This is a genomic window from Methylosinus trichosporium OB3b (assembly GCF_002752655.1).
In the GTDB taxonomy this organism is placed as follows: domain Bacteria; phylum Pseudomonadota; class Alphaproteobacteria; order Rhizobiales; family Beijerinckiaceae; genus Methylosinus; species Methylosinus trichosporium.
In genome coordinates this window covers 3674550-3695584 of sequence record NZ_CP023737.1, presented here as the reverse complement: position 1 = coordinate 3695584, position 21035 = coordinate 3674550, and the positions used below count along the sequence as shown (strand labels likewise).

The 21035-nt window shown below is 64.7% G+C and carries 19 protein-coding genes; 8 read left to right on the top strand and 11 right to left on the bottom strand.

Features of this window, described 5'->3' with window-relative positions; all coding sequences use genetic code 11:
- The first annotated feature begins 53 nt into the window (after positions 1 to 53).
- From CQW49_RS17585 to rnhA, 4 genes are all read left to right on the top strand, one after another.
- Complete coding sequence (locus CQW49_RS17585) at positions 54 to 2480, top strand: TonB-dependent receptor (RefSeq protein WP_065083589.1); 2427 nt, start codon at positions 54 to 56, stop codon at positions 2478 to 2480.
- 218 nt (positions 2481 to 2698) lie between these two features.
- Complete coding sequence (gene ispH, locus CQW49_RS17580) at positions 2699 to 3667, top strand: 4-hydroxy-3-methylbut-2-enyl diphosphate reductase (RefSeq protein WP_003608328.1); 969 nt, start codon at positions 2699 to 2701, stop codon at positions 3665 to 3667.
- A 34-nt stretch (positions 3668 to 3701) separates the two neighbouring features.
- Positions 3702 to 4664 (top strand): homoserine kinase, encoded by a 963-nt coding sequence (gene thrB, locus CQW49_RS17575; protein ID WP_003608330.1) that lies wholly within the window; start codon positions 3702 to 3704, stop codon positions 4662 to 4664.
- Complete coding sequence (rnhA, locus tag CQW49_RS17570; protein ID WP_003608332.1) at positions 4661 to 5140, top strand: ribonuclease HI; 480 nt, start codon at positions 4661 to 4663, stop codon at positions 5138 to 5140. The genes thrB and rnhA overlap by 4 nt, the downstream gene beginning before the upstream one ends.
- Before the next feature lie 81 nt (positions 5141 to 5221).
- Here the strand turns inward: rnhA and CQW49_RS17565 are convergent, their stop codons facing one another.
- Positions 5222 to 6019, bottom strand: coding sequence for a protein-disulfide reductase DsbD domain-containing protein (locus tag CQW49_RS17565; protein WP_003608334.1), 798 nt, complete (start codon positions 6017 to 6019; stop codon positions 5222 to 5224).
- Positions 6020 to 6106: 87 nt separating this feature from the next.
- On the opposite strand from CQW49_RS17565, the gene CQW49_RS17560 reads away from it, so the two are divergent.
- Positions 6107 to 6808, top strand: a complete 702-nt coding sequence (locus CQW49_RS17560; RefSeq protein ID WP_003608335.1) for a YqgE/AlgH family protein — start codon at positions 6107 to 6109, stop codon at positions 6806 to 6808.
- Between the two features lie 279 nt (positions 6809 to 7087).
- Positions 7088 to 8151 (top strand): IS630 family transposase gene (locus tag CQW49_RS17555; protein ID WP_099831820.1). Its coding sequence is split into 2 segments (ribosomal slippage): positions 7088 to 7580 and positions 7580 to 8151, totalling 1065 coding nucleotides; the frame shifts between segments, so codons are not numbered across the junction.
- Between the two features lie 30 nt (positions 8152 to 8181).
- Here the strand turns inward: CQW49_RS17555 and CQW49_RS17550 are convergent.
- The 9 genes from CQW49_RS17550 to CQW49_RS17510 form a co-directional block, all read right to left on the bottom strand.
- Positions 8182 to 9942, bottom strand: coding sequence for a pectate lyase family protein (locus tag CQW49_RS17550; protein ID WP_003608344.1), 1761 nt, complete (start codon positions 9940 to 9942; stop codon positions 8182 to 8184).
- A gap of 377 nt (positions 9943 to 10319) precedes the next feature.
- Complete coding sequence (locus tag CQW49_RS17545) at positions 10320 to 10967, bottom strand: class I SAM-dependent methyltransferase (protein ID WP_003608347.1); 648 nt, start codon at positions 10965 to 10967, stop codon at positions 10320 to 10322.
- 308 nt (positions 10968 to 11275) lie between these two features.
- A complete protein-coding gene (locus tag CQW49_RS17540; protein ID WP_003608349.1) occupies positions 11276 to 12577 on the bottom strand; it encodes a glycosyltransferase family 2 protein in 1302 nt (433 codons plus the stop codon).
- Between the two features lie 5 nt (positions 12578 to 12582).
- Positions 12583 to 13767 (bottom strand): glycosyltransferase, encoded by a 1185-nt coding sequence (locus CQW49_RS17535; protein ID WP_003608350.1) that lies wholly within the window; start codon positions 13765 to 13767, stop codon positions 12583 to 12585.
- On the bottom strand, positions 13764 to 14555 hold the full coding sequence (locus CQW49_RS17530) for an SDR family NAD(P)-dependent oxidoreductase (protein ID WP_003608352.1): 792 nt from the start codon (positions 14553 to 14555) through the stop codon (positions 13764 to 13766). The genes CQW49_RS17535 and CQW49_RS17530 overlap by 4 nt, the downstream gene beginning before the upstream one ends.
- Complete coding sequence (locus CQW49_RS17525) at positions 14552 to 14974, bottom strand: MaoC family dehydratase (protein ID WP_003608355.1); 423 nt, start codon at positions 14972 to 14974, stop codon at positions 14552 to 14554. The genes CQW49_RS17530 and CQW49_RS17525 overlap by 4 nt, the downstream gene beginning before the upstream one ends.
- Complete coding sequence (locus CQW49_RS17520) at positions 14971 to 15387, bottom strand: hypothetical protein (protein WP_003608357.1); 417 nt, start codon at positions 15385 to 15387, stop codon at positions 14971 to 14973. The genes CQW49_RS17525 and CQW49_RS17520 overlap by 4 nt, the downstream gene beginning before the upstream one ends.
- Positions 15377 to 16630, bottom strand: coding sequence for a beta-ketoacyl-[acyl-carrier-protein] synthase family protein (locus CQW49_RS17515; RefSeq protein WP_003608359.1), 1254 nt, complete (start codon positions 16628 to 16630; stop codon positions 15377 to 15379). Before CQW49_RS17515 ends, CQW49_RS17520 begins: the two co-directional genes overlap by 11 nt.
- On the bottom strand, positions 16631 to 16906 hold the full coding sequence (locus CQW49_RS17510) for an acyl carrier protein (protein ID WP_003608361.1): 276 nt from the start codon (positions 16904 to 16906) through the stop codon (positions 16631 to 16633).
- A 191-nt stretch (positions 16907 to 17097) separates the two neighbouring features.
- Between CQW49_RS17510 and CQW49_RS17505 the strand changes: the two genes are divergently transcribed.
- Positions 17098 to 18954, top strand: a complete 1857-nt coding sequence (locus tag CQW49_RS17505; RefSeq protein WP_003608363.1) for a methylmalonyl-CoA mutase subunit beta — start codon at positions 17098 to 17100, stop codon at positions 18952 to 18954.
- Positions 18954 to 19379 (top strand): hypothetical protein, encoded by a 426-nt coding sequence (locus CQW49_RS17500; RefSeq protein ID WP_003608365.1) that lies wholly within the window; start codon positions 18954 to 18956, stop codon positions 19377 to 19379. The genes CQW49_RS17505 and CQW49_RS17500 overlap by 1 nt, the downstream gene beginning before the upstream one ends.
- Positions 19380 to 19593: 214 nt before the next feature.
- On the opposite strand, the gene CQW49_RS17495 is transcribed toward CQW49_RS17500, so the two are convergent.
- On the bottom strand, positions 19594 to 20925 hold the full coding sequence (locus CQW49_RS17495) for a L,D-transpeptidase family protein (RefSeq protein ID WP_003608366.1): 1332 nt from the start codon (positions 20923 to 20925) through the stop codon (positions 19594 to 19596).
- Positions 20926 to 21035 lie beyond the last annotated feature (110 nt).

Below are 21035 nucleotides of genomic sequence, written 5' to 3'. Positions count from 1 at the left end.
TGGTCCTCGTCGTAGCACGTTCGATTTCTCTTCGTGGTGGCGCGTTTTTGAGTATGGTCGCGTCGATCTCGGTCCTTGGCGCGGCGCGCGCCGAGGACGCCGCTGTGCAGGACGTCATCGTCACCAGCAGCGACAAAAATAAACCTGGAGAATTGTCGAAACGAAAGACCCAGGTGCAGAAAATCCCGCGCCCCATCGTCGTCGTCGACCCGAAGACAGCGCAGCGCGAGCAATTGTATCGCCTCGAGGACTTCGCCCAAAAAATTCCCAACTATAATCCCGGCTCGGGCAATCCGAGAACGGCGCGCCCCGCCATTCGCGGAGTCAGCGCTGGCGCTGGAACTGGCGACGGCGCGGAATTCGACACGGGATTCATGATCGACAATGTGTTTTGGAAGCATGTCGGCTTCCAATGGGCAAATTTCATCGATATCGACTCGGCGGAGGTCGCCCTCGGACCACAGGGAACGGCTGGCGGCAAGAATACGACGGTCGGAAGCTTCGTCATCCGCACGCAATTGCCTTCGTTCGAGCGCAAAACGACGTTTGAGACGCAATTCGGCAGCTATTCCCATGTGCTCCAGCAGGTGAACACGACTGGGCCGATCATCGACGACAGGCTGGCCTACCGCATTGCCGCCTATTACGATCACGGCGACGGCTGGATCACCGATAAGGTTTCCGGAGCGACGTTGCTGAATAATAATCGATGGGGTGTACGTGGACAGCTACTCTATGTTGGTGATAACTTCACTGATCGCCTCATCTTTAATATTTCACAATCTCATGAATATAATAATAATGCGAGCGGCCCTTACGCCGACACGTTTCAGACGTATTGGAATGGAACGCGCCCGGGCAGCACCTACGCGCAGAATGTCGCGTCGCGGCTCGGCCGGTCATTGCTCACTCTCGATCCCTACAGCCCCGCCAACACCGATCAGGGCACGCTCGACCAACGCCTGCACATGGTGTCGAACGAGCTGAACGTGAACATCGGCGAAAATGTCTTCACCTCGATCAGCGCCTACGGCAACTTCCGGCTGCTGCCGCGCAATCAGCAGGGCAATAATCTGACCGAGATCAGCAAGGGCGCCACCGACACTTATGTCGATCAGTTCTCGCAGGAATTCCGGCTGACGTCGCCGCGCGACCAGCCGCTCGAATGGCAGGTCGGCTTCTTCGGTTTCTATGATTATGTCTGGAACCGCAACAACACCATCTTCGGCGGCGACGCCGCCGCCTGGTTCGGCAACACCCATTTGTTGCGCGGCATGGCCAGCAATCGCGACGGCAAGGCCCGCGATCTGCAACTCGCGGCTTATGGCAACGGCACTTATCATCTCGACGATCAGCTGAGCGTGACGCTCGGGCTGCGCGACAGCTGGGAGGTGCGGTCCGGCTCCGATTTCAGCTGGATCACCCTCGTCCCCGGCAACGGCGCGCTCGAGCAGCAGCAGGCCGCCATCGTCGCCGGCGGAGGGCAGCGCTTCTTCGACACCGGCGGGCAAAAATCGACGCTCAATGCGCTCACGGGCCTCTTCAATCCGCAATACAAGGTCACCGAGAATGTGATGGCGTACGGTCTCGTCGGCCGCGGCGAGAAGGCCGGCGCGGTCAACACGGCCGCCCAGGCGATCTTCGTCGGCGACGTGTTCCAGAAATTCCAGCCGATCGTCACCAAGCCTGAGGTGTCCTGGGACTATGAGGTCGGCGTCAAGACTGTCTGGAACGAGGGTCGGCTCGTCCTCAACGGCAATTTCTACTGGAACGACATCTATAATTTCCAGACCAATTTCGTCGACGCGTCGATCCTCGACGGCAATGGCGTGCCGTTGCGGCAGACCTATCTCGGCGTCGCTCCCCATGCGCGCCTGCGCGGCTTCGAGTTCGACGGCCGCTGGAACGCCTTCGAGGGCTTCTGGTTCAATTATTCCGGCGCCGTGGTCGAGGCGCGCTGGATCGATTTCGACGACGCGCCGGTCGACGCCTCCTGGACCTGGACCACTATTGCGACGACGGGTCCGTTCGCCGGCCTCCGGGCGCCGGTGAAGGTCAGCCGCAGCAATACGCGGTTCAACGCGGTGCCGACCTTCCAGTTCAACGTCGGCGCCAATTACGAGACCAAGCTCGGACGTCTCTTCGACGAGGCCCAGGGCGGGGGCGAGTGGTGGACGCGGCCGCTGGTCGGCGTCGCCTATGTGAATGTGGCCTGGCAGGACAAGACGCAGGTTACCAATCCGGACGCGGTCTACACCTATTGGCAGCCGGCCTACGCCATCGCCAACCTCGGATTGGGCGTCAAAACGGAAGACGAGAGCGTCAGCCTCAACGCCTGGGTGAAGAATCTGACCAATCAAATTCCGATCGTGAACACGGGGGCGACGGCGATCGATCCGGGCACGGCCACGGCCCCGGCGACCGTGAATTTCTACCGCTTCCCGCGATTGATCGGAGGAACCTTGCGATTTTCTTTCTGAAGACCGCCGCGTGGCGAGCCTGCCGGGATCGCCGGCGCTCGCCGGGCCCGGGCTTCACCCGTCACAGACCCGCCAGCGGCGCCAGACCGCGGGCGGGCTGCGCACGTCTTGCTCCCGGCTCGCCACCCGGCCAGCCGCTTGACGCCTTTCCCTGCGCGAGACATTACAACTCAGCGGCGCGAAGGCCCGCAGCCCCTTTGAAGGAGAGGCGTGAAGCCATGACGTTCGAGCCCCGCCCGCCGAAGCCGCCGCTGAAGATTCTGCTGTGCTCGCCGCGCGGCTTCTGCGCCGGGGTCGTGCGCGCCATCGACGCGGTCGAGCGCGCCCTCGCCAAATTCGGTCCGCCCGTCTATGTGCGCCACGAGATCGTCCATAATCGCTATGTGGTCGAGGCGCTGAAGGCCAAGGGCGCGATCTTCGTCGAGGAGCTCGAGGAGGTGCCGGACACGCAGGCGCCGGTGATCTTCTCGGCCCATGGCGTCGCCAAATCCGTCTCCGCGGCGGCCGAGGAGCGCAGCCTGCTCGCCATAGACGCCACCTGCCCGTTGGTCACCAAAGTGCATCGCGAGGCGGAAATCCACTGGAAGCGCGGGCGCACCGTGCTGCTCGTCGGCCACGCCGGTCATCCGGAAGTGGTCGGCACCATGGGGCAATTGCCGCCGGGCGCGGTGGTGCTGGTCGAATCGGTCGGCGCGATCGCGGAGCTCGACTTCGCCGACGGCGCCAATCTCGCCTATGTCACGCAGACCACGCTGTCGATCGACGACTCGCAGGAGATCGTCGGGGCGCTGACCCGCCGCTTCCCGCAGATCGTCGGGCCGCACAAGGAGGACATCTGCTACGCCACCACCAATCGCCAGGCGGCGGTCAAGCAGGTGGCGCCGCATGTCGACGCGGTGATCGTCGTCGGCTCGCCCAATTCCTCCAATTCCCAGCGCCTGCGCGAGGTCGCCGAGCGCGCCGGCGCCCCGGCGCGGCTGCTGCAGGGCCGCGCCGAGATCGACTGGAACCTGTTCGGCTCCATCGCCACGCTCGGCATCACCGCCGGCGCCTCGGCGCCCGAGGTGCTGGTCGAGGAGATCATGGACGCATTCGCCGAACGCTATGAGATCAGCGTCGAGACCGTCTCGGCGGCCGACGAGGACGTCTCCTTCCCGCTGCCCAAGGAATTGCGCGCGCACGCGTGATGCGCGCGCCGTCTCTCTCGAAATTGCGAAGATCATGGCCGTCTATACGGATGTCGACGACGAAGAGCTGATCGGATTTCTGCGCGCCTATGACCTCGGCGCCCTGCTCTCCTGCAAGGGCATCGCCGAGGGCGTCGAGAATTCGAACTTCTACCTGCATGTCAGCGCCGGCAGCTTCATCCTCACGCTCTATGAGAAGCGCGTGGCCGAGGCCGATCTGCCGTTTTTCCTCGGCCTGATGGAACATCTTTCCGCGCGAGGAGTGACTTGCCCCCAGCCGGTGCGCGACCGCGCCGGCAGGGCGCTCGGCCGGCTCGCGGGACGGCCCGCCGTCATCGTCACTTTTCTCGACGGCTATTCCATCCATCACCCCGAGGCGGCCCATTGCGCGCAGCTCGGAGCGGCGCTGGCGCGGCTGCATCTCGCCGGCGCCGATTTTTCGATGCGCCGCCCCAATTCGCTGTCGGTCGCGGCGTGGCGGCCGCTCTATGCGCCCTGCGCCGCCCGCGCTGGCGAGGTGGCTCCCGACCTCGGCGACATCGTCGCTGCGGAGCTCGACGTCCTGGAGCGCGGCTGGCCGCGGGATCTCCCCGAGGGCGTCATCCACGCCGATCTCTTTCCCGACAATGTGTTCTTCCTCGGGGATCAGATTTCCGGCCTCATCGATTTTTATTTCGCCTGCACCGACGCGCTCGCCTATGACCTCGCCGTCTGCCTCAACGCCTGGTGCTTCGACGCGGCGGGCAATTTCGACGCCGCCAAGGGCGCGGCGATGCTGGGCGCCTATCAGAGCCTGCGGCCGCTGACCGCCGCCGAGATCGAGGCGTTTCCGCTGCTCGCCCGCGGCGCGGCGATGCGCTTCCTGCTGACGCGCTTCGTCGATTCGCTCGATGTGCCGGCCGGCGCCTTGGTGCGGCCCAAGGACCCGCGCGAATATCTGGCGCGGTTGCGCTTCCACCGCGGCATCGGCGCCGCGCGCGACTATGGCCTCGCATGAGCGGCCGCGTCGCCATCTGGACCGACGGCGCCTGCTCGGGCAATCCCGGCCCCGGCGGCTGGGGCGCGATTCTGCGCTTCGGCGACCGCGAGAAGGAGCTCTGCGGCGGCGAGGAGGCGACCACCAATAATCGCATGGAGCTGACCGCGGCGATCATGGCGCTGGAGGCGCTGACGCGGCCCTGCCCCATCGATCTCTACACCGACTCGCAATATGTGCGCGACGGCGTCTCCTCCTGGATTCACGGCTGGAAGGCGCGCGGCTGGAAGACAGCCGACCGCAAGCCGGTGAAGAACGCCGAGCTGTGGCGACGGCTCGACGCGGCGCAGGAGCGCCATGACGTCGCCTGGCACTGGGTGCGCGGCCATGCCGGCGACGAGATGAACGAGCGCGCCGACGCGCTGGCGCGCAAGGGGATGGCTCCGTTCCAGCGAAATCGCCGGTCCGCCGCCCGCGACCCCTTGTCGGGCGGCTGACCGGCGCCCATTTCGCTTGGGGTAGGACTCTTCTTCTCCACTCCGGGCGCGGCCGCGGCGGCCGCGCCGGTTTTATTTCCCCTACTCCAGCCGCAACGGCAGCTCCACCCCGCCCTTCTCCAGACGAATCGTCGCACGCGCGCCGATCGGTCGGTCGCGCTCGCCGGCGCCGAGCTTCAACGAAAAGCCGCCCGCCTCGTCGCGCAGTACGTCGATGATGTAAGGTTCCGGCGCCTCGACGAAGACGTCCTCGGCCTTTCCCTTGCCGAGAAACCGCAGCGTCCACCCATCGGCGTTCTTCGCGACCGCGACCAGGGCGCGCGCCTGCGCTTCGCCCACGCGTTCGGGAACCCGCGCCTCGGCGCCCGCGAGCCGCTCCGCATAGGGCGAGGCGCCGCTCATCGGCAGCGCCAGCGACAATTTCGCCTTGGCCGGCAGGCACATATCGCCGCAGGCGGCGTAATCCAGCGCCAGCCTCAAGACGACCGGCTTGCCGGCGTCCGCAGGCGTGACGCGCAGGGGAAAGACAACGCTCTCGTCATAGCCGGCGACGATCATTCCCGCTTCATCGAGATGTTTGGGGACCGGATAGAGCGGCTCGGCCGAGGCCAGATTTTCCGAGCCCGAAAAATCGAACACAGGCGGCGCGCCGGAATCGCCCGGCTGGCGCCAATAGGTGATGGTCTTGGGATCGAGCGCGATCTCGACGCCGGCGTGATAGACGCCGCCGGCGCCCGGCGCCGAATTGGCGATGAGGCGCGCGGTCGAGCGCGTCGCGCGCGCCGGCTCCGAAGCGAAAGGCTCCGCCCTCGCGGCGCAAAGAAGAGGCAACGCGAGCAGCGCGCAGGCCGCCAGCTCGGCGATTCGTCTTTTGGTCATGAGAGATGTCCGTAATGCCCAGCGCCGCTTTTTCGCGCGTCGAACGCCGCTTGTTAAGGGGGCGCCCGAGGCGTAATATCGGATGCTATGAGCCCGATCGGGAAGAAACAAGGCCATAAGCAGCCGGTTTCCCGCGCCAAGCGCGGCGAGCCGATCATCGGCGCATCCGAGCCTTCCCGGCCTTGGGGGAATGGGACGAAAACCTCGGGCCGCCGCTATCTCGACGGTCAGCTGCTCGTCGCCATGCCCGGCATGAGCGATCAGCGCTTCGCCCGCTCGGTGATCTATCTCTGCGCCCATTCCGAAGACGGAGCGATGGGGCTCGTCGTCAATCAGCCCTCGCAGGTGCGCAATTTCCCCGATCTTCTGGTGCAGCTGCAGATCATCAAGCCGCAGGAGCGCATCGAGCTGCCGGAGGGCGCCGAGGCGATTCAGGTGCTGCAGGGCGGGCCGGTGCAGACCGACCGCGGCTTCGTGCTGCATTCGGCCGATTTCTATATCGACAACTCGACCCTGCCGATCGACGACACGGTGTCGCTGACGGCGACGGTCGATATTCTGCGCGCCATCGCCCAGGGCGAGGGGCCGCGGCAGGCGCTGCTGGCGCTCGGCTTCGCCGGCTGGGACTCGGGACAGCTCGAGAACGAGATCCAGCACAATGGCTGGCTGCACTGCCCCGCCGATCCCTCGATCGTATTCGACAGCGATCTCGAGTCCAAATATGCGCGCGCGCTGCGGCTGATCGGCATCGACCTCGGCCGCCTCTCCTCGACCGCCGGCCACGGGTGACGGCGGGCGGTGACTGGAAGCGAAAACGCCCGCTCCCACCCGCGAAGAAACGCGAAATGAGGGAGGGGCGTCGGCCTGCAATTCGGGTGAAACACCCCATTGGGGCAGTTTCCGATCCAAATGGATCGGAAACCGAATCAGCCCCTTTGTCCCAAGCAAATTCTGATCGCTCGGTTGCCCACCTCCGTTTATACCAACCCTCCGAGAGGCCGACTCACGTGAGGGATTCCCGAATCGGCTGAAATTTGATTCGACATGGCGAACACACGGAGGTTCGCGATGGCGGCGGCGATTGGGCTTCGAGGCGATTACGACGCGCGCTCCCTGCGGGCGATAGCGAAGCGTTCGAAGGACGGGCCGCAAGCGCGCCGTCTCCTCGCCCTGGCGTCGATCTATGATGGCGGCGCGCGCAGCGAGGCGGCGAAGATCGGCGGCGTCACACTCCAGGTCGTTCGCGACTGGGTGCTGCGTTTCAACGCCGAGGGGCCCGACGGGCTCGTCGACCGCAAGGCGCCCGGACAACCCTCGCGGCTCGACGACGCGCATCGCGCCGCGCTGGCGGCGCTCATCGAAGAGGGGCCGACGCCTGCCATTCATGGCGTCGTGCGCTGGCGGATCGTCGATCTGTGCCAGTGGACATTCGAGGAGCTTCGCGTCGTCGTCTCGGAACAGACCATGAGCCGCGAGCTGCGCAAAATGGGCTATCGCAAGCTGTCGGCGCGGCCGCGTCATCACGCGCAGGCCGAAGGCGCTATCGAGGATTTTAAAAAAGTTTCCCAGCTCGTCTGGAGGAAATCGCGCACGAAAAGCGCGTCGCCTCCGACAAAATAGAAATCTGGTTCGAGGACGAGGCGCGCGTCGGCCAGAAAAACAAGATCACGCGCCGATGGGCGAAACGCGGATCGCGGCCGAGCGCGCCCCACGATCAGCGGACCGCCTCGACCTACATATTCGGCGCTATCTGTCCAAAGGACGGCAAGGGCGCGGCGCTGGTTCTCCCCGCCTGCAACACCTATGCGATGAATCTGCTCCTCGTCGAAATCAGCAAAGCTGTCGCGCCAGGCGCCCACGCCGCTCTCATCGTCGACCGCGCCGGCTGGCACATGACCGACAAGCTGGTCGTTCCTTCCAACATCACGCTCGTTCCCTTGCCGGCGAAATGTCCAGAGCTGAATCCCGCCGAAAACGTCTGGCAGTTTTTGCGCGAGAACTGGCTGTCCAACCGCGTCTTCAAATCCTATGACGATATCGTCGATCATTGTTGCGCCGCCTGGAACAAGCTCATCGAGCAGCCGTGGCGCATCATGTCCATCGGGCTACGCGGCTGGGCGCATGGGTTTTAATCAGTGAGGATTGGTATTAGAGGGAGCGTTCTAGAGAACTTCTGCATTCCATGAAAAACTAGCTCCCGACGAGCCAGGGTTGTTTTGGCAATTAATGACAAATACGGTTGAGGTAGTTCCAGACACCCAGAAATATCCTGGATTAGTGGTCGGATTGTTTGTTGGCGTCACGATAATGCTACCATTACTAGGTGTCCGGTTGAGCCCGTGTGTCACGCTGACAGACGTGCTCCCGCTGGGAATAGTCGCTGTTCCCTTAGCCTCAGTCTTGTAGCCGAGGTTCCCGCGAACGACGCTGTCCACTCCGATAGGCGATATCTTCGTCGAGCTAGCAGGCCTCACGTCGTTCCCAGTGATAATGGAAAGGTTGGTGGTCCCCTCCTCCGAAATTGCTATGGTCGTGCGACTATCGAGCGAATATCCGTTTATAATCTTATTATTTAAACAGCTAGATAGCCTAACGGCCCTGCTGCTATTATTAGCGAGATTAGCCGTAACAACCCGCCAGTTATCCAGAATATTATTTGCGCCACCGGATATTCGTATACCATCTTCACGACAGCCATCAATTGTGATTTTTGATACATTATTATTATCACCAGTAATGTAAGCGCCAAAGCGAAACTTTCCAGAAACATATATATTGTCGGCGCTGTTGTAATCTGTGTCCAATCGAAAGCCATCTGAACTCGCCCAATTGTTGAAAGACGTATTTTCAGTTATATTCATTACGATCTTGACATTTGAATAATGTGACTTTCCTCCTGCGGGAAAGAGAGGAGTGCCGCTCCGCGTGATAGCCCAAAGACCCGAAGGGTCACTCTGCGCGGACATCCATTGCACCCCATTGTCATAAAACCAATCCCCCGTATCAGACGCGTAGAAATGGCGCCCGAAAGTGCCGGCAGTCGGTCGATTGGCTAAGAGGTCACATATCAGATGATCACTCTCCCATTCGACATGGATGTTAGACATAACGACACCATCGCTTTGGGGCGATATTGCAACATTTCCAACATTGTATAAGATCACATTATTGACCGTCGCGGCACCATAGGCGACGTGAATGCCGTGATATTCAATTCCGTATCCAATGACATTATTTACAACCACATCCTTCGCGCCATAGAACAGCCGCAGACCATCGCCGCCGCCACGCCCGCTTACACCTATATTCTCAAGATAAACATCACTGATAAATATATTCTTGTTAACACGATCCAAAACTGTGTGCGATGATGAATCGACCTCGGTTACTATACCGTGTTGGTCGCTATTCTTTACCGCGACCCCTCGCATGTAAAAACCATCAACCTCATTGATACGAACCGCGTGGCATCCGGTAGTCGCGCCGATAGCCGTCCCATTATGATCCAACGTTAGATTAAAAATACCGATATTGGTGTTGCCCGTGCCAATCGTCGAGACGAGATGGATATTTCCCGTACCATCCAAGGCTTTGATAACAGTTACTCCTTGACCTGCTCCGACTAGAAATGTATTGCTGACGAGCTGCACGCCAATAGCATTTGAATCTCTAGAAACATAAAACTCACCAGGAGGAAACCGCACGAGTCCTCCTGCTTGAATAGCTCGTTGAATTGGGATTCGCCAGTCCGACCCGTACGATGGGTCCCAATAGTCAGTAACCCACACTTCTTGATTGAGGCGGTCGGCTACAGGATGCGCATATGCTCCCGTATGACTGGCGAGATAGACATGATTGGCGCTATTAAAAGCATCCGCATGCTTGTTGGTTGGGTCGTAGACAGTGGTGTCCATCGTAGTCATGGCATCATCTCCTCTAGCCAAACTCAAAGGTGCCAGAGCTTATCAACGAGCTACATATCATGGGGCTACGCGCTCGCCCGACAATCTCGGCAAGAAATCTATATTGCACAGCCGTATCGACCATGCGCGCAAGTCTAGCTTGTGATTGAAGCCGTCCCGGACGTGAAGACGACCTCAGCTGCGACGATTTCATCGCAACCGTTACATTCTCGCCGCATCTCTCGCCTGATTCATTCGAGCAGCGAGCGAAGCGCGAAAGGCACGAACTTCTTCCCTCGACACGAAATGTCCCGTAAACAAGGAATTCATCAAAAGAGCAGATGAAGCCAGCGACTCCAGCTCTTAAGCACGCTTCCTCGCGGGACCACAAACAGGCCTTAAGCTTTTCGCTGATAGATCGCAGTGCCGCTCTCAAGGCCGTGGAATTGAAACCGCGTGTCGGGGTCCATGATCGCGTTGCAGACCAGCTTTACATGCGCGACCTTGATCTGCTGCGGATCATATTCCTTGAGGGTCTGCGGACGAACATCGGGATTTCGTGACGGCGACTTCGCCATCGACCACCCCCAGTCGTCGAAGAGCATATAGCCGCCCGGCTTGCACAGCTCTTTGAGAATGCAGGCGGCCGGGGCGTCGAGATGGAAAATATGCCCGCCATCGACATAAACCAGGTCGAACATCGGCAGCTTTTTCTCGACGAAGCCCATCGCCAGCTGAAAGTGATATCCCGCGAACACGCCGGGCGGCGACCCCCAGTCGCTGTTCACATTCGTATAGCCGAGGCCGGCGAGATCTCTGGTGAGCTCCTGCACGTCCTTATCGCGGCTGAACAGATAGATCTGCCCCAAATTGTCCATCAGCTTCGCCACCGCCTGCGTGGTGGCGCCGATGCCGACGCCAATTTCATAAAATACAAACTCATTCTTGTCGGCCAGACGATCTCTCAACTCTGCTATGCATCGGAGAACGATCGGATCGGCTTTGGAAATCGTCTGATAGTTGGGAAGACCTATTTTTTCGAGCACGCCTCGTCTCCAAAAGCAGCAGCGAACCGCCGAGCGAACACCTACGTAGTGTTAACCGATGTCATCGCGCCGATCAAGGGTCTGCGAAATGCACGACAGCCGGAATTTGCTTTACAAAAAGGGACTTCGCCCACGAGAGCGCGCGCGACGCGACTGATCGGCGACCGCTTTCCCGGTGCGAGCAAAGCGAGCAATCCTCGCTCGCACCGACGCGATCGACGACCCTCGAGAGCGAGCCTGAAGGCTCGCGGTCCAGGGCCCGCGCTTGGACCGCGAGCCTTCAGGCTCGCTCTCTCACACCTTTTCCTTCACTCCGCCTCGCGCACCTGCGCCGGTGCGGCGGGGGCGTGCTCGATCTTCGGCGTGCGCTTGAAGGTGGATTTGCGTCCGCGCATCGTCTGCAAAATCTTCGCGCCATTGGAGAAGGCGAGATAGATCATCAAGGGCGGCACCGACAGCATCGTCTTCACATAATCGACGAAGGAGCCGCGCTTCAGCGCGAGATAGGGCGGCAGAGTGAAGCCGAGGACGACGATCGCCGTCTCGGCGCCGATGAATTTCAAAATCGGCAGATAGGGCAGCAGCGAGCCGCGCAGCAGCGCGCCGAGCACCAGCGCGATGAGGCCGAGCGCCGCCGTCGGGAAGAAAATCTGATGCACGATCAGCACGATCGCCGCGACGCGCTGCGTCAGCGTCCAGGGCGCGCGCCAGAGCGGCAGCACGGTCTTCTTCGCCACCTGCACGAAGCCGTTGGACCAGCGCCGCTGCTGGCGGCGGAAGTCGCGCAGCTCTTCCGGCACCTGCCCCGGGATCGGCGGTTCGGTGACGAAAATGCCATGCCAGCCGCCGAGCGCGGCGCGCACGGTGAGGTCGAGATCCTCGCAGAGCGAGTAATCGGACCAGCCGCCCGATTTCTCGATCGTCTCGCGGCGCCAGATTCCGCCGGTGCCGTTGAACTGAAACAGCCAGCCGGCGCGCGCGCGCGTGCGTTGCTCGATCAGGAAGTGGCCGTCCTGCACCAGGCCTTGCGCGCGCGTCAGCCAATTCTTGCGGAAATTGGAGAATTCGCAGCGCGACTGGACGAAGCCGGCGCGGTCGTCCTTCACCAGCAGCGGCACGGTGCGCTTCAGCCAGTCCGCCGGCGGCCGGAAATCGGCGTCGAGCATGGCGACATAGGGCGCGTCATAGAGAGCGAGGCCGGCCGCGCAGGCGCCGGCCTTGAAGCCGGAGCGATCCTCGCGGCGCACATGCAGAATATCGGCGCCCTGCGCGCGCAATTCGCGCGCTGCCGCCTCGGCGCGCTCCGGCGTCTCGTCGGTCGAATCGTCGAGCAGCTGAATGTGCAGCCGATCGCGCGGCCAATCGAGCAGAGCGACGCAGCGCAGCGCCTGCTCGGTCACCGCCGGCTCGTTGAACACCGGGATCTGCAGCAGCACATGCGGCAGCTCGTCCTCGGGAAGCGCGGCGGCCACAGGATCCTTCACGCCGCGCAACTGATCGAAGAGAAAGCGGGCGATGATCGCGATGAAGCCCGCGCCGATCAGGATCAGAATGAGCGCCGCCGCGAGGCAGACGCCATCGGCGAGCAACTGCAGAAGTGCGATGATCAAGCGCTCTATCCTTCTTCTTTCGCGACGGGAAGCGGGGCCGGCGCGACCGTGTCGCCGGCCGCGGCGCGCGTGTCGATCGTCGCCTGCGCCCACACCACCCGCGTGGCGGTCCAGGCGTGCAGCCACACCGCGAGCATCGTCGCCTCGCGAGTGAGAAATACAGCCGGCGCATACCAGGATAGCGGCCAGCCCTTGACGATGGAGAGCAGCATCTCGAGCGTGAGCCACAGACCGAAGGTCACGGAGAGGCCGCACAGGGGAGAGAGGCCGGCGAGCGGCGCGACGACGAGCGAGGCGGCGAAGGACGGCAGCGCCTGACAGAACGGCTCCGCGAGGAAGGACAATATTTCGTCGTCGCGGCGCACGACGCTCCATCGCAGCTGGCGCTCATAGAGATCGCGGAAAGTACGCAGACCCAGCTCCTGCCGCACCAGCCGGTGCGAGAACACGGTCTTGAGGCCGATCCGGCTCAGCGCCTTGGCGGTGGCGTTGTCCTCGCCGACCGTATGGGCGATCGCCGCGAAGCCGCCGGCGCGCAGGAAATCGCTGCGGCGGAACAGCATGATCTTGCCGACGCCGAAGCCATGGCCGGCCGCCGAGGCCGCGAACAGCATACGCTGATGCGGGCCGTTCATGATCGCCGCCTCGACATGGGCGGCGAAATTGGTCGGCGCGGAGGCATAGGGAATCCCACAGACCATGCCGATCCCGTCTTTCAAATGGCGCATCGTCTCGGCGAGATCGTCCGGCTCGAGGACGATGTTGGAATCCTTCATCAAGATCACATCGTTCGCGGCGTCGTTGAACGGCCGGAACAGATTATCGACCTTGGGGCTCGCCGCGAAGCGCGCCGTCGAATGCAGAATGCGCGTCTCGATCTGCGGATGGCGCGCGAAAATCTCGCGCATGGTCGAGACCGCCGGGGACGCGGCCTCCGCCGCCGAGGCGATCGCCTCGAATTGCGGATAGAGCTGTGCGAGCGCCGATTCCTGCGCCCGGGCGAAACCGCGGTCGAGCGTCTTCACCGGCAGGACGATGGAGACGGGCGGCTGGTCCTTCCGCGTTCCCCGCCGCACGACCACCCTCGGATGGATGATGGCCGCGAAGACGGAAAGAATCAGCAGACCGACGGAACTCGCCCAGAAGACCGCGCAGAATATGACGAGCGGCAATGCGAATTGGTCGATCACGGCTCCTCCCGCTCGAGGGTTTGCGGCACGGTCACGTCGAATCGGCGCATCACCGAATCGACCACGCCGGGCGGCAGCCACGCAAATAGTTTCATCGCATAATAAATAAACAGCGGAAAGGCGATCACCGCCGCGCGGCGCTCCAGTCCACGGATGATGATCTCCGCGGCCTTCGCGTCGCTGACGCGGCCCGGCTGCCAGGCGTCGAGCTTGGCGGTCATCGGCGTCGTCACGAAACCCGGAACAATGAGACTGACGCCGACGCCATGCGGCGCGAGCGCGCCGCGAAGCGAATCGGCATAAAGATGCACCGCCGCCTTGCTGGCGCAATAGGCCGGAGAATACGGAAGGCCGCGCAGGCCGGCCATGGAGCCGACGACGGCGATCTGGCCCCGCCGCCGCGCCGTCATCGCCGCTATGGCCGGCTCCACCGTGTTGAACACGCCATGGACGTTGATCGCCAACAGGCCGCGCACCGCCTCGGGGTCCTCGGCGATCTGGCCCGAGGCGAGGCCGGTGGAGACGCCGGCGTTGGCGATGACGAGATCGAGCGGCGCGCGCGCGTCCGATTCGGCGATGCGCGCGGCCATGCCGCGGCGGTCGCGCACATCGGCGATGGTCGTGTCGACCTCGGCGCCGGCGGCGCGGCAGGCCACGGCCGTCTCCTCGAGCCTTTCCGCGTCGCGCCCATAGAGCGCGAGGCTGCGCCCCTCCCGCGCATAGGCCTGCGCCAGCGCGCGGCCGATGCCGCTCGACGCGCCGGTGATGAGGATGCGCCGCGTCTTCATCGTCCGCCCACGCGCTGCGGCGCGATCATCAGCGCCTCGCCGACGATCGCCGGCGCGCGTGTCTCGCCGGTGGCCAGAAGCCGCAAGAAGACCCCCTCCTGCTCGGACGCCCTCAGCACGCGGCCGGTGAGCGTCACCGCCTCGCCGCGCGTCACCGGCTGCACGAACTTACCGGACAATCGGGCGAGAAAAAGATCGCGCCGCCATGCGAGCAGCATAGGCTCGAAGGCCGCCAGCAGCTTCATGCCATGAACCGGCGGCGCGCGAAAGCCGATCGCCAGCGCCAGCCCCTCGTCGAGATGGATCGGATTATCGTCGCCGGAAACCTCCGCATAGGCGGCGAGCGCGGCGGCGTCGAACGGGCCGATGCGCCAGTCGGGCAGGCGCTCGCCGATGGCGGGCAGGCGCAGGCCGCTCACGGCGCGCCCTCCAGCCCCAGCGGACGCGGCACGATGCGCAGCAGCGTCTCGACATGGAGCCGCGCCTCGCCCCCGGGCGTCGTGACCGAGGCGTTCACAGCGAGCCGCGGCGGGCTCGCCTCGCGGCGCAGGGAGACGGTGAGATCATAGCTCTCGCCGACGCGCAGCGGCGCGAAATAGCGAAAATTCTGCGACTCGTGGACGGGCAGCGCGTTCTCGCCGTCGAGCGCGGCGCGGATCGCCGCGGAAATTCCCGGCGTCATCATCCACACCGCCGGAAAAGCCGCCGGCACGATCTTCTCGAGAGTCTCCGCGAAGCCGGTCTCGCGCCGGTAGCGCGCGACCCGCTCCTCGTCGGCGACGACGCGAAAGGGGCCGAGGCGGAGTTCCCCGCCGGCGGGCTCAGTGAGCACGGGCGCCTCCGCCGTCGAGCGCGCGCAGGATCAGCACCACATTGATGCCGCCGAACGCGAAGGAATTGGTCATGGCGTGACGCATCGGCGTTCGCCGCGCCTCATTGGGCACGGCGTCTATCGGGCAGCGCGGATCATATTCGAGGAAATTGATCGTCGGCGGCGCGATCTGCTCCTCGAGCGCCGCGATGGTCACGACGAGCTCGAGCCCGCTGCCCGCGCCGAGCGCATGTCCGTGAATGGGCTTGGTCGAGGAGACCGGCAGCCGCGCCGCGCGCTCGCCGAAGACGCGGGCGATCGCCCCCGCCTCGGTGATGTCATTGGCGTGGGTCGCCGTGCCATGGGCGTTCACATAGTCGATATCGTCCGGCGCGAGGCCGGCGTCGTCGAGCGCCGCGACGATCGAATTGGCGACGCCGTCGAGATCGGGACGCACGAAATCCTTGGCGTCGCTGGTGGTGCCATAGCCCGCGAGCTCGCAGAGCGGCGCATGGCCGCGCCGCTCGGCCGCCTCCAACGTCTCCAGCAGGAACACCGCGGCGCCCTCGCCGAGATGCATGCCGTTGCGCCCCTTCGAGAACGGCCGGCAGAGATCGGGCGTCAACACGCGCAGCCCTTCCCAGGCGCGGATGGTGCCGTTGATGACGCAGGCCTCGGCGCCGCCGACGATGGCGCGGTCGACGATGCCGAAGCGGATCATCTGCGCGCCGAGCCCGACCGCCTGGCTCGCCGAGGAGCAGGCGCTGCCCATCGAGAAGGTGGGCCCATTGCAGGAATAGCGCATGCCGAGCGTCGTCGGCGCGGCGCTCGGAATGAGGCGCGGCACGCTCAGCATGTCCGGCCGGATCGACTGCGTGTAATAACGATAGAGGCCGTTGTCGATCGTCGTCATGCCGCCGATGCCGGAGCCGATGATGACGGCCGTGCGCGGGCCGGCGAGATCGTCGCGGCCGAGCCCCGCCTGCGCGACCGCCTCGTCGGCCGAGACCAGGGCGAATTGCGTGAACGGATCGCAGAAGGGCAGGAATTTCGCGTCGATATGCGCGGCCGGATCGAAATCGGGCACTTGCGCAGCCTGCTTCACCCGCCCGTCATAGGGATGCGGCGTCACCAGCGGACGGATTTGCGACACGCCGTCCCGCGCCGCCGCCCACAAGGCTCCTGCGCCGACGCCGGCCGCCGAGACCGCCCCCATGCCGGAGATCACCACGCGACGCCCGCCGGCGCCCCCGGAAGCGGCCATTTACTGCTTCTCTCGCTCTTTCATCACATATTCGGCGATGGCGCCGATCAGCGCCTCGACCGTCTTGGCGTCCTGCAGCGAACCATCCATCGGGATGTAGACGTTGAACTTTTCCTCGAGGGCGGTGAGAATCATGACGATGTCCACCGATTTGAGATCGAGGCTCTCGATCGTCGCGTCCGGCGTCACCTTGGTGCGGTCCACCATTCCCTCGGCCGCGATGACCTCGATAATCTCCTCGACGAGCTTGGCCTTCTCCTGCGGATCATCTGCCACGTCCACCTCCGTTCAGGTCGTTCAGGCGCGTCGGCCGCCTCCGAACGCGGAGACGGCGCTTTAACCCTCGTTAACGCGCCCGGCCGGGAAAATAAAGCCCGGCCCGGGCGAAGCGGCGCGGATAGGACTCGCGGCAGGGCCCGCTTCATGCCAGAAGACGGCTCGAACCGACTATCCTTCGAGGCTCGCTCATGACTTTGCACGACGCGCCGCTGGCCGGCGTCTTTCCACAGGGAAAAGAGGAGGACTGGCGCAAAATCGTCGATCGCGCGCTCAAGGGAGCGCCGTTCGAGAAGCTGATTTCCAAGACTTATGACGGCGTCGAGATCGCACCGCTCTATGCGCGCGCGACCGCTCCGGGCCCGCGGGCGCTGCGCGCCGCGCCCGGCCGCTGGTCCGTTCTCGCCCGCGTCGATCATGGCGATCCCGCGACGGCCAATCGTCTGGCGCTCGACGACCTCGAAGGCGGCGCCGACGGATTGCACATCGTGCTCGCCGGCGCGCAGGGCGCCTATGGAAGCGGCGTCGCCGACGACGGCGACGAGAGCATCGCGCAGCTCTTCCAGAGCTTCCACTTCGAATATGGCGTTCCGGCGCTGATCGAATTCTCGCCGCGCGCGCCGAACGCCGTGAGCGCCATTCGGCGCCTGCTCGACCGCGCCCATATCGAGCCCTCGATCACGCGCGTCGCCTTCGGCTTCGATCCGCTCGGCGCGCAGGCGCTGCACGGCTTCCTGCCGGCCCCCTGGACCGAGCATTCGGCCGTCTTCGCCGCCGAGGTCAAAAGCGTCGCGGAGGCCGGCTTCCGCTTCGGCGCGGCTTTCGCCGACGCCCGTGTGATCCACGCCGCCGGCGGCTCGGAGGCGCAGGAGCTCGGCTTCGCGCTTTCCGCAGCCCTCGCCTATCTGCGCGCGCTCGAGGCCAATGGGCTGCCGCTGGAGACGGCGCGCGCGCTTCTGGCCTTCCGCCTTTCCGCCGACGCCGACCAATTCGTCACCATCGCCAAATTCCGCGCTCTGCGCCGCCTGTTCGCGCGCGTCGAATCGGCCTGCGGCCTCGCGCCGGAGCCCATTTACGTTCACGCGGAAACCGCCTGGCGCATGGCGACGCGGCGCGATCCCTGGACCAATCTGCTTCGCGCGACGCTCGCCACTTTCGGCGCGGCGATCGGCGGGGCGGACGCCGTGACCGTGCTGCCCTTCACCCAGGCGCTCGGAACGCCGGACGCCTTCGCCCGGCGCCTCGCGCGCGACACGCAGCTGGTGCTGCAGGACGAATCGCATGTGCATGTGGTCGACGATCCGGCCGCCGGCGCCGGCGGCATGGAGGCGCTGACCGAGGCGCTCGCCGAGCGCGGCTGGAGCGAGTTCCAGAAGATCGAGGCCGAGGGCGGGCTGGCCGCGTCGTTGGAAAAAGGCGCGCTGCAGGCCCGCGTCGCCGAAACGGCGGACAAAAGGGCGCAGAACGTCGCGCGCGCGCGCGACAAGATCACCGGCTCCAACGAGTTCCCCGATATCGGCGAGGCGCCGGTGGCGGCGCTGGCGCCGTTCGACGCCTCGCGTTCCGAGGCCGAGGCGCCGGCGGGCGCGCTCCGCTCGTCGCCGCTGCCGCCGCGCCGTCTCGCCGAGCCTTTCGAGGCGCTGCGCGACCGCTCCGACGCCGCGCTGGCCGCGACCGGCGCGCGTCCGCGCGTGTTTCTGGCCAATCTCGGCTCGGTCGCCGCCTATACGGCGCGGGCGCATTTCGCCAAGAACTTCTTCGAGGCCGGCGGCATGGAGGCGGTGTTCGGCGAGGACGGCGGGGATCTTGCAGCGGGTTGGCGCGCCAGCGGCGCGAAGCTCGCCTGCATCTGCTCCTCCGATGCGATCTATGCGGAGCGGGCGGAGGAAGCGGCCCGCGCGCTCGCCGCGGCAGGGGCGCGCGTCTATCTCGCCGGGCGGCCCGGCGAGCTGGAAAAAGCGCTGCGATCGGCGGGAGTCGCAGACTTTATTTACGCTGGCGGCGATATGTTCGCGACGCTGCAGCGTGCGTTCGAGGAGGCCGGCTGATGCGGGGAATCGTTCTTTCTGTTCTGGGTTCTGTGATGCTCGCGAGCAGCGTGCAGGCCGCTCCGCGTGAGAGCGCGGGAACGCCCGAGGCCGGCCGTTATGACGGCGCCTGGGTGTTCGAGGCGCGCGTGACGGTGGGCTCCTGCCCCGGGCTGCTGCCCGGCTCGATCGAGATTCGCGGCGACCTTCTGGTCGGCACGCAGGCCGCGGCGGCGGCGTTCGCCGCTGGACGCATGGCGCATTGGGGCTATGTGGAGAGCGACGGCGCGATCATGACGCGCTTCACCTCGCAGGACGGTCATGTGGCGCGCGCACATGGCCAGCTGCGCGGCAATTCGGGCTCGGGCGCGTGGTCGTCCTCGACTGACAAATGCGGCGGCACCTGGCGCGCCCAGCGCGGCGGAGCGCAACGCGCGGGGCGGTGATCGACTGCCTGATTTCGAAGGCTCGCGTTCCCTTCTCCCGCTTGCGGGAGGTGGCCCCGCGAAGCGGGGTCGGATGAGGGTCCTCGTCGCTTCGGCGGGTAATCTTTACACAGCCTTTTCTGCAAGCGCCCTCATCCGACCCGACTTCGTCTGGCCACCTTCTCCCGCAGGGCGGGAGAAGGGGCGCGGCTCGGCCTTTCCGCGAGCCTTTCGCTCAATTCTCCTCTTCGCCGAACACCGGATAGGGCTGCGCGGAGCGCGCCGTCTGGCGTTGCGGGATCGGAGTCGCGGCGGCCGTCGGCTGCGGCGCGGAGACGGCCGAGGCGAGGCCGAGGCCGTCGCGCTGATAAATATCGTCGCGGAACTGGATCAGCCCGTCGGGCGCCGCCCAGGCGGTGACATAGACCCAATAGACCGGCACCGCCGGCGTGATCCGCACATCGACGCGCTCGCCCGAGCGGATCACCTCGTCGATGTGGTCGCGGTCCCAGCCGGGCGTCTCCTTCAAGAGCCAGGCGACATAATCGCGCACATTCTGCAGGCGGATGCAGCCGGAGGAGACGAAACGGAAGTCGTCGCCGAAAATGCCCTTGGCCGGCGTGTCGTGCATATAGACGCCGTACGGATTGGCGATGTCGATGCGCACGACGCCGAGCGAGTTGAAATCGCCGCCGATATCCTGGCGGAACTTATAATTCATCGCATCGAGCGAGTTCCAGTTGATCTGCTCGGGCGCGAGCTCCATCCCGTCCTTGTTGTAGACGCGAATGTGATTGGCGGTGAGATAGTTGGGATCGGCCTGCATCTTGGGGATGAGATCCTTGCGGATCACCGAGGCGGGCACGGTCCAGAACGGGTTGAAGTTGATCTGAATCGCCTTGGTCTGCATCACCGGCGACTGGCGGTCGATCTTGCCGACGCCGGCGATGTGATGGGTGACGACATAGCCGTTCTCCACCGTCTCCACCGAGGCGGCGGGAATATTGGCCGTCACATAGCGATTGCCGAGATCGCGCGAGAAGCTGCGCAGCCGGATGAGATTGGTCTCGAGCTGGCGCATGCGCGCCTCCGCCGGCACATTCATGGCGACGAAAGTCTGCTGCGCGACGACGCCGGTGGCGTTGACGCCGTGCCGGGCCTGGAAGCGGCGCACGGCGGCCTCGACGTAAGAATCGAAGATGGGACTCGCGCCGGCGTCCTGGCCAATGTCGCCGGAGATCATGAGACGGCGACGCAGGATGGAGACGGCCGGGCTGTTCGAGCCGAGCTTCAGCTGCTGGCCGGCCGGCACCATGGGCCAGCCGCCGCGCGCGACGATGTCCTGCATCTGCTGTATCGCCGCCTCGGTCGCGGCGACGGTCTGCGTCGACAAGATCGGCGTCGTCGAGCGCGACACGGTGAGCCGCGGGTCGGCGTCATAGCGCTGCGCCCATTCGGCCTGACCGCCATAGCCGTCCCCGGCGGCGAGCGCGGCGGGCGAGACGAGCGATGCGGCGAGGATCGAGGCGCGAAGGGGCGCGAAGGCGGAGGATGAAAATCTACGCACCAGAAGCTCCAATTCCCGATACGGCCGCGGAGACGAGTCGACGTCCGCGCTTGGCGACGCGACGCGCGACCTTCGATTTACGGCGAGCTGGTTAAGAAGGGCCGAATAGT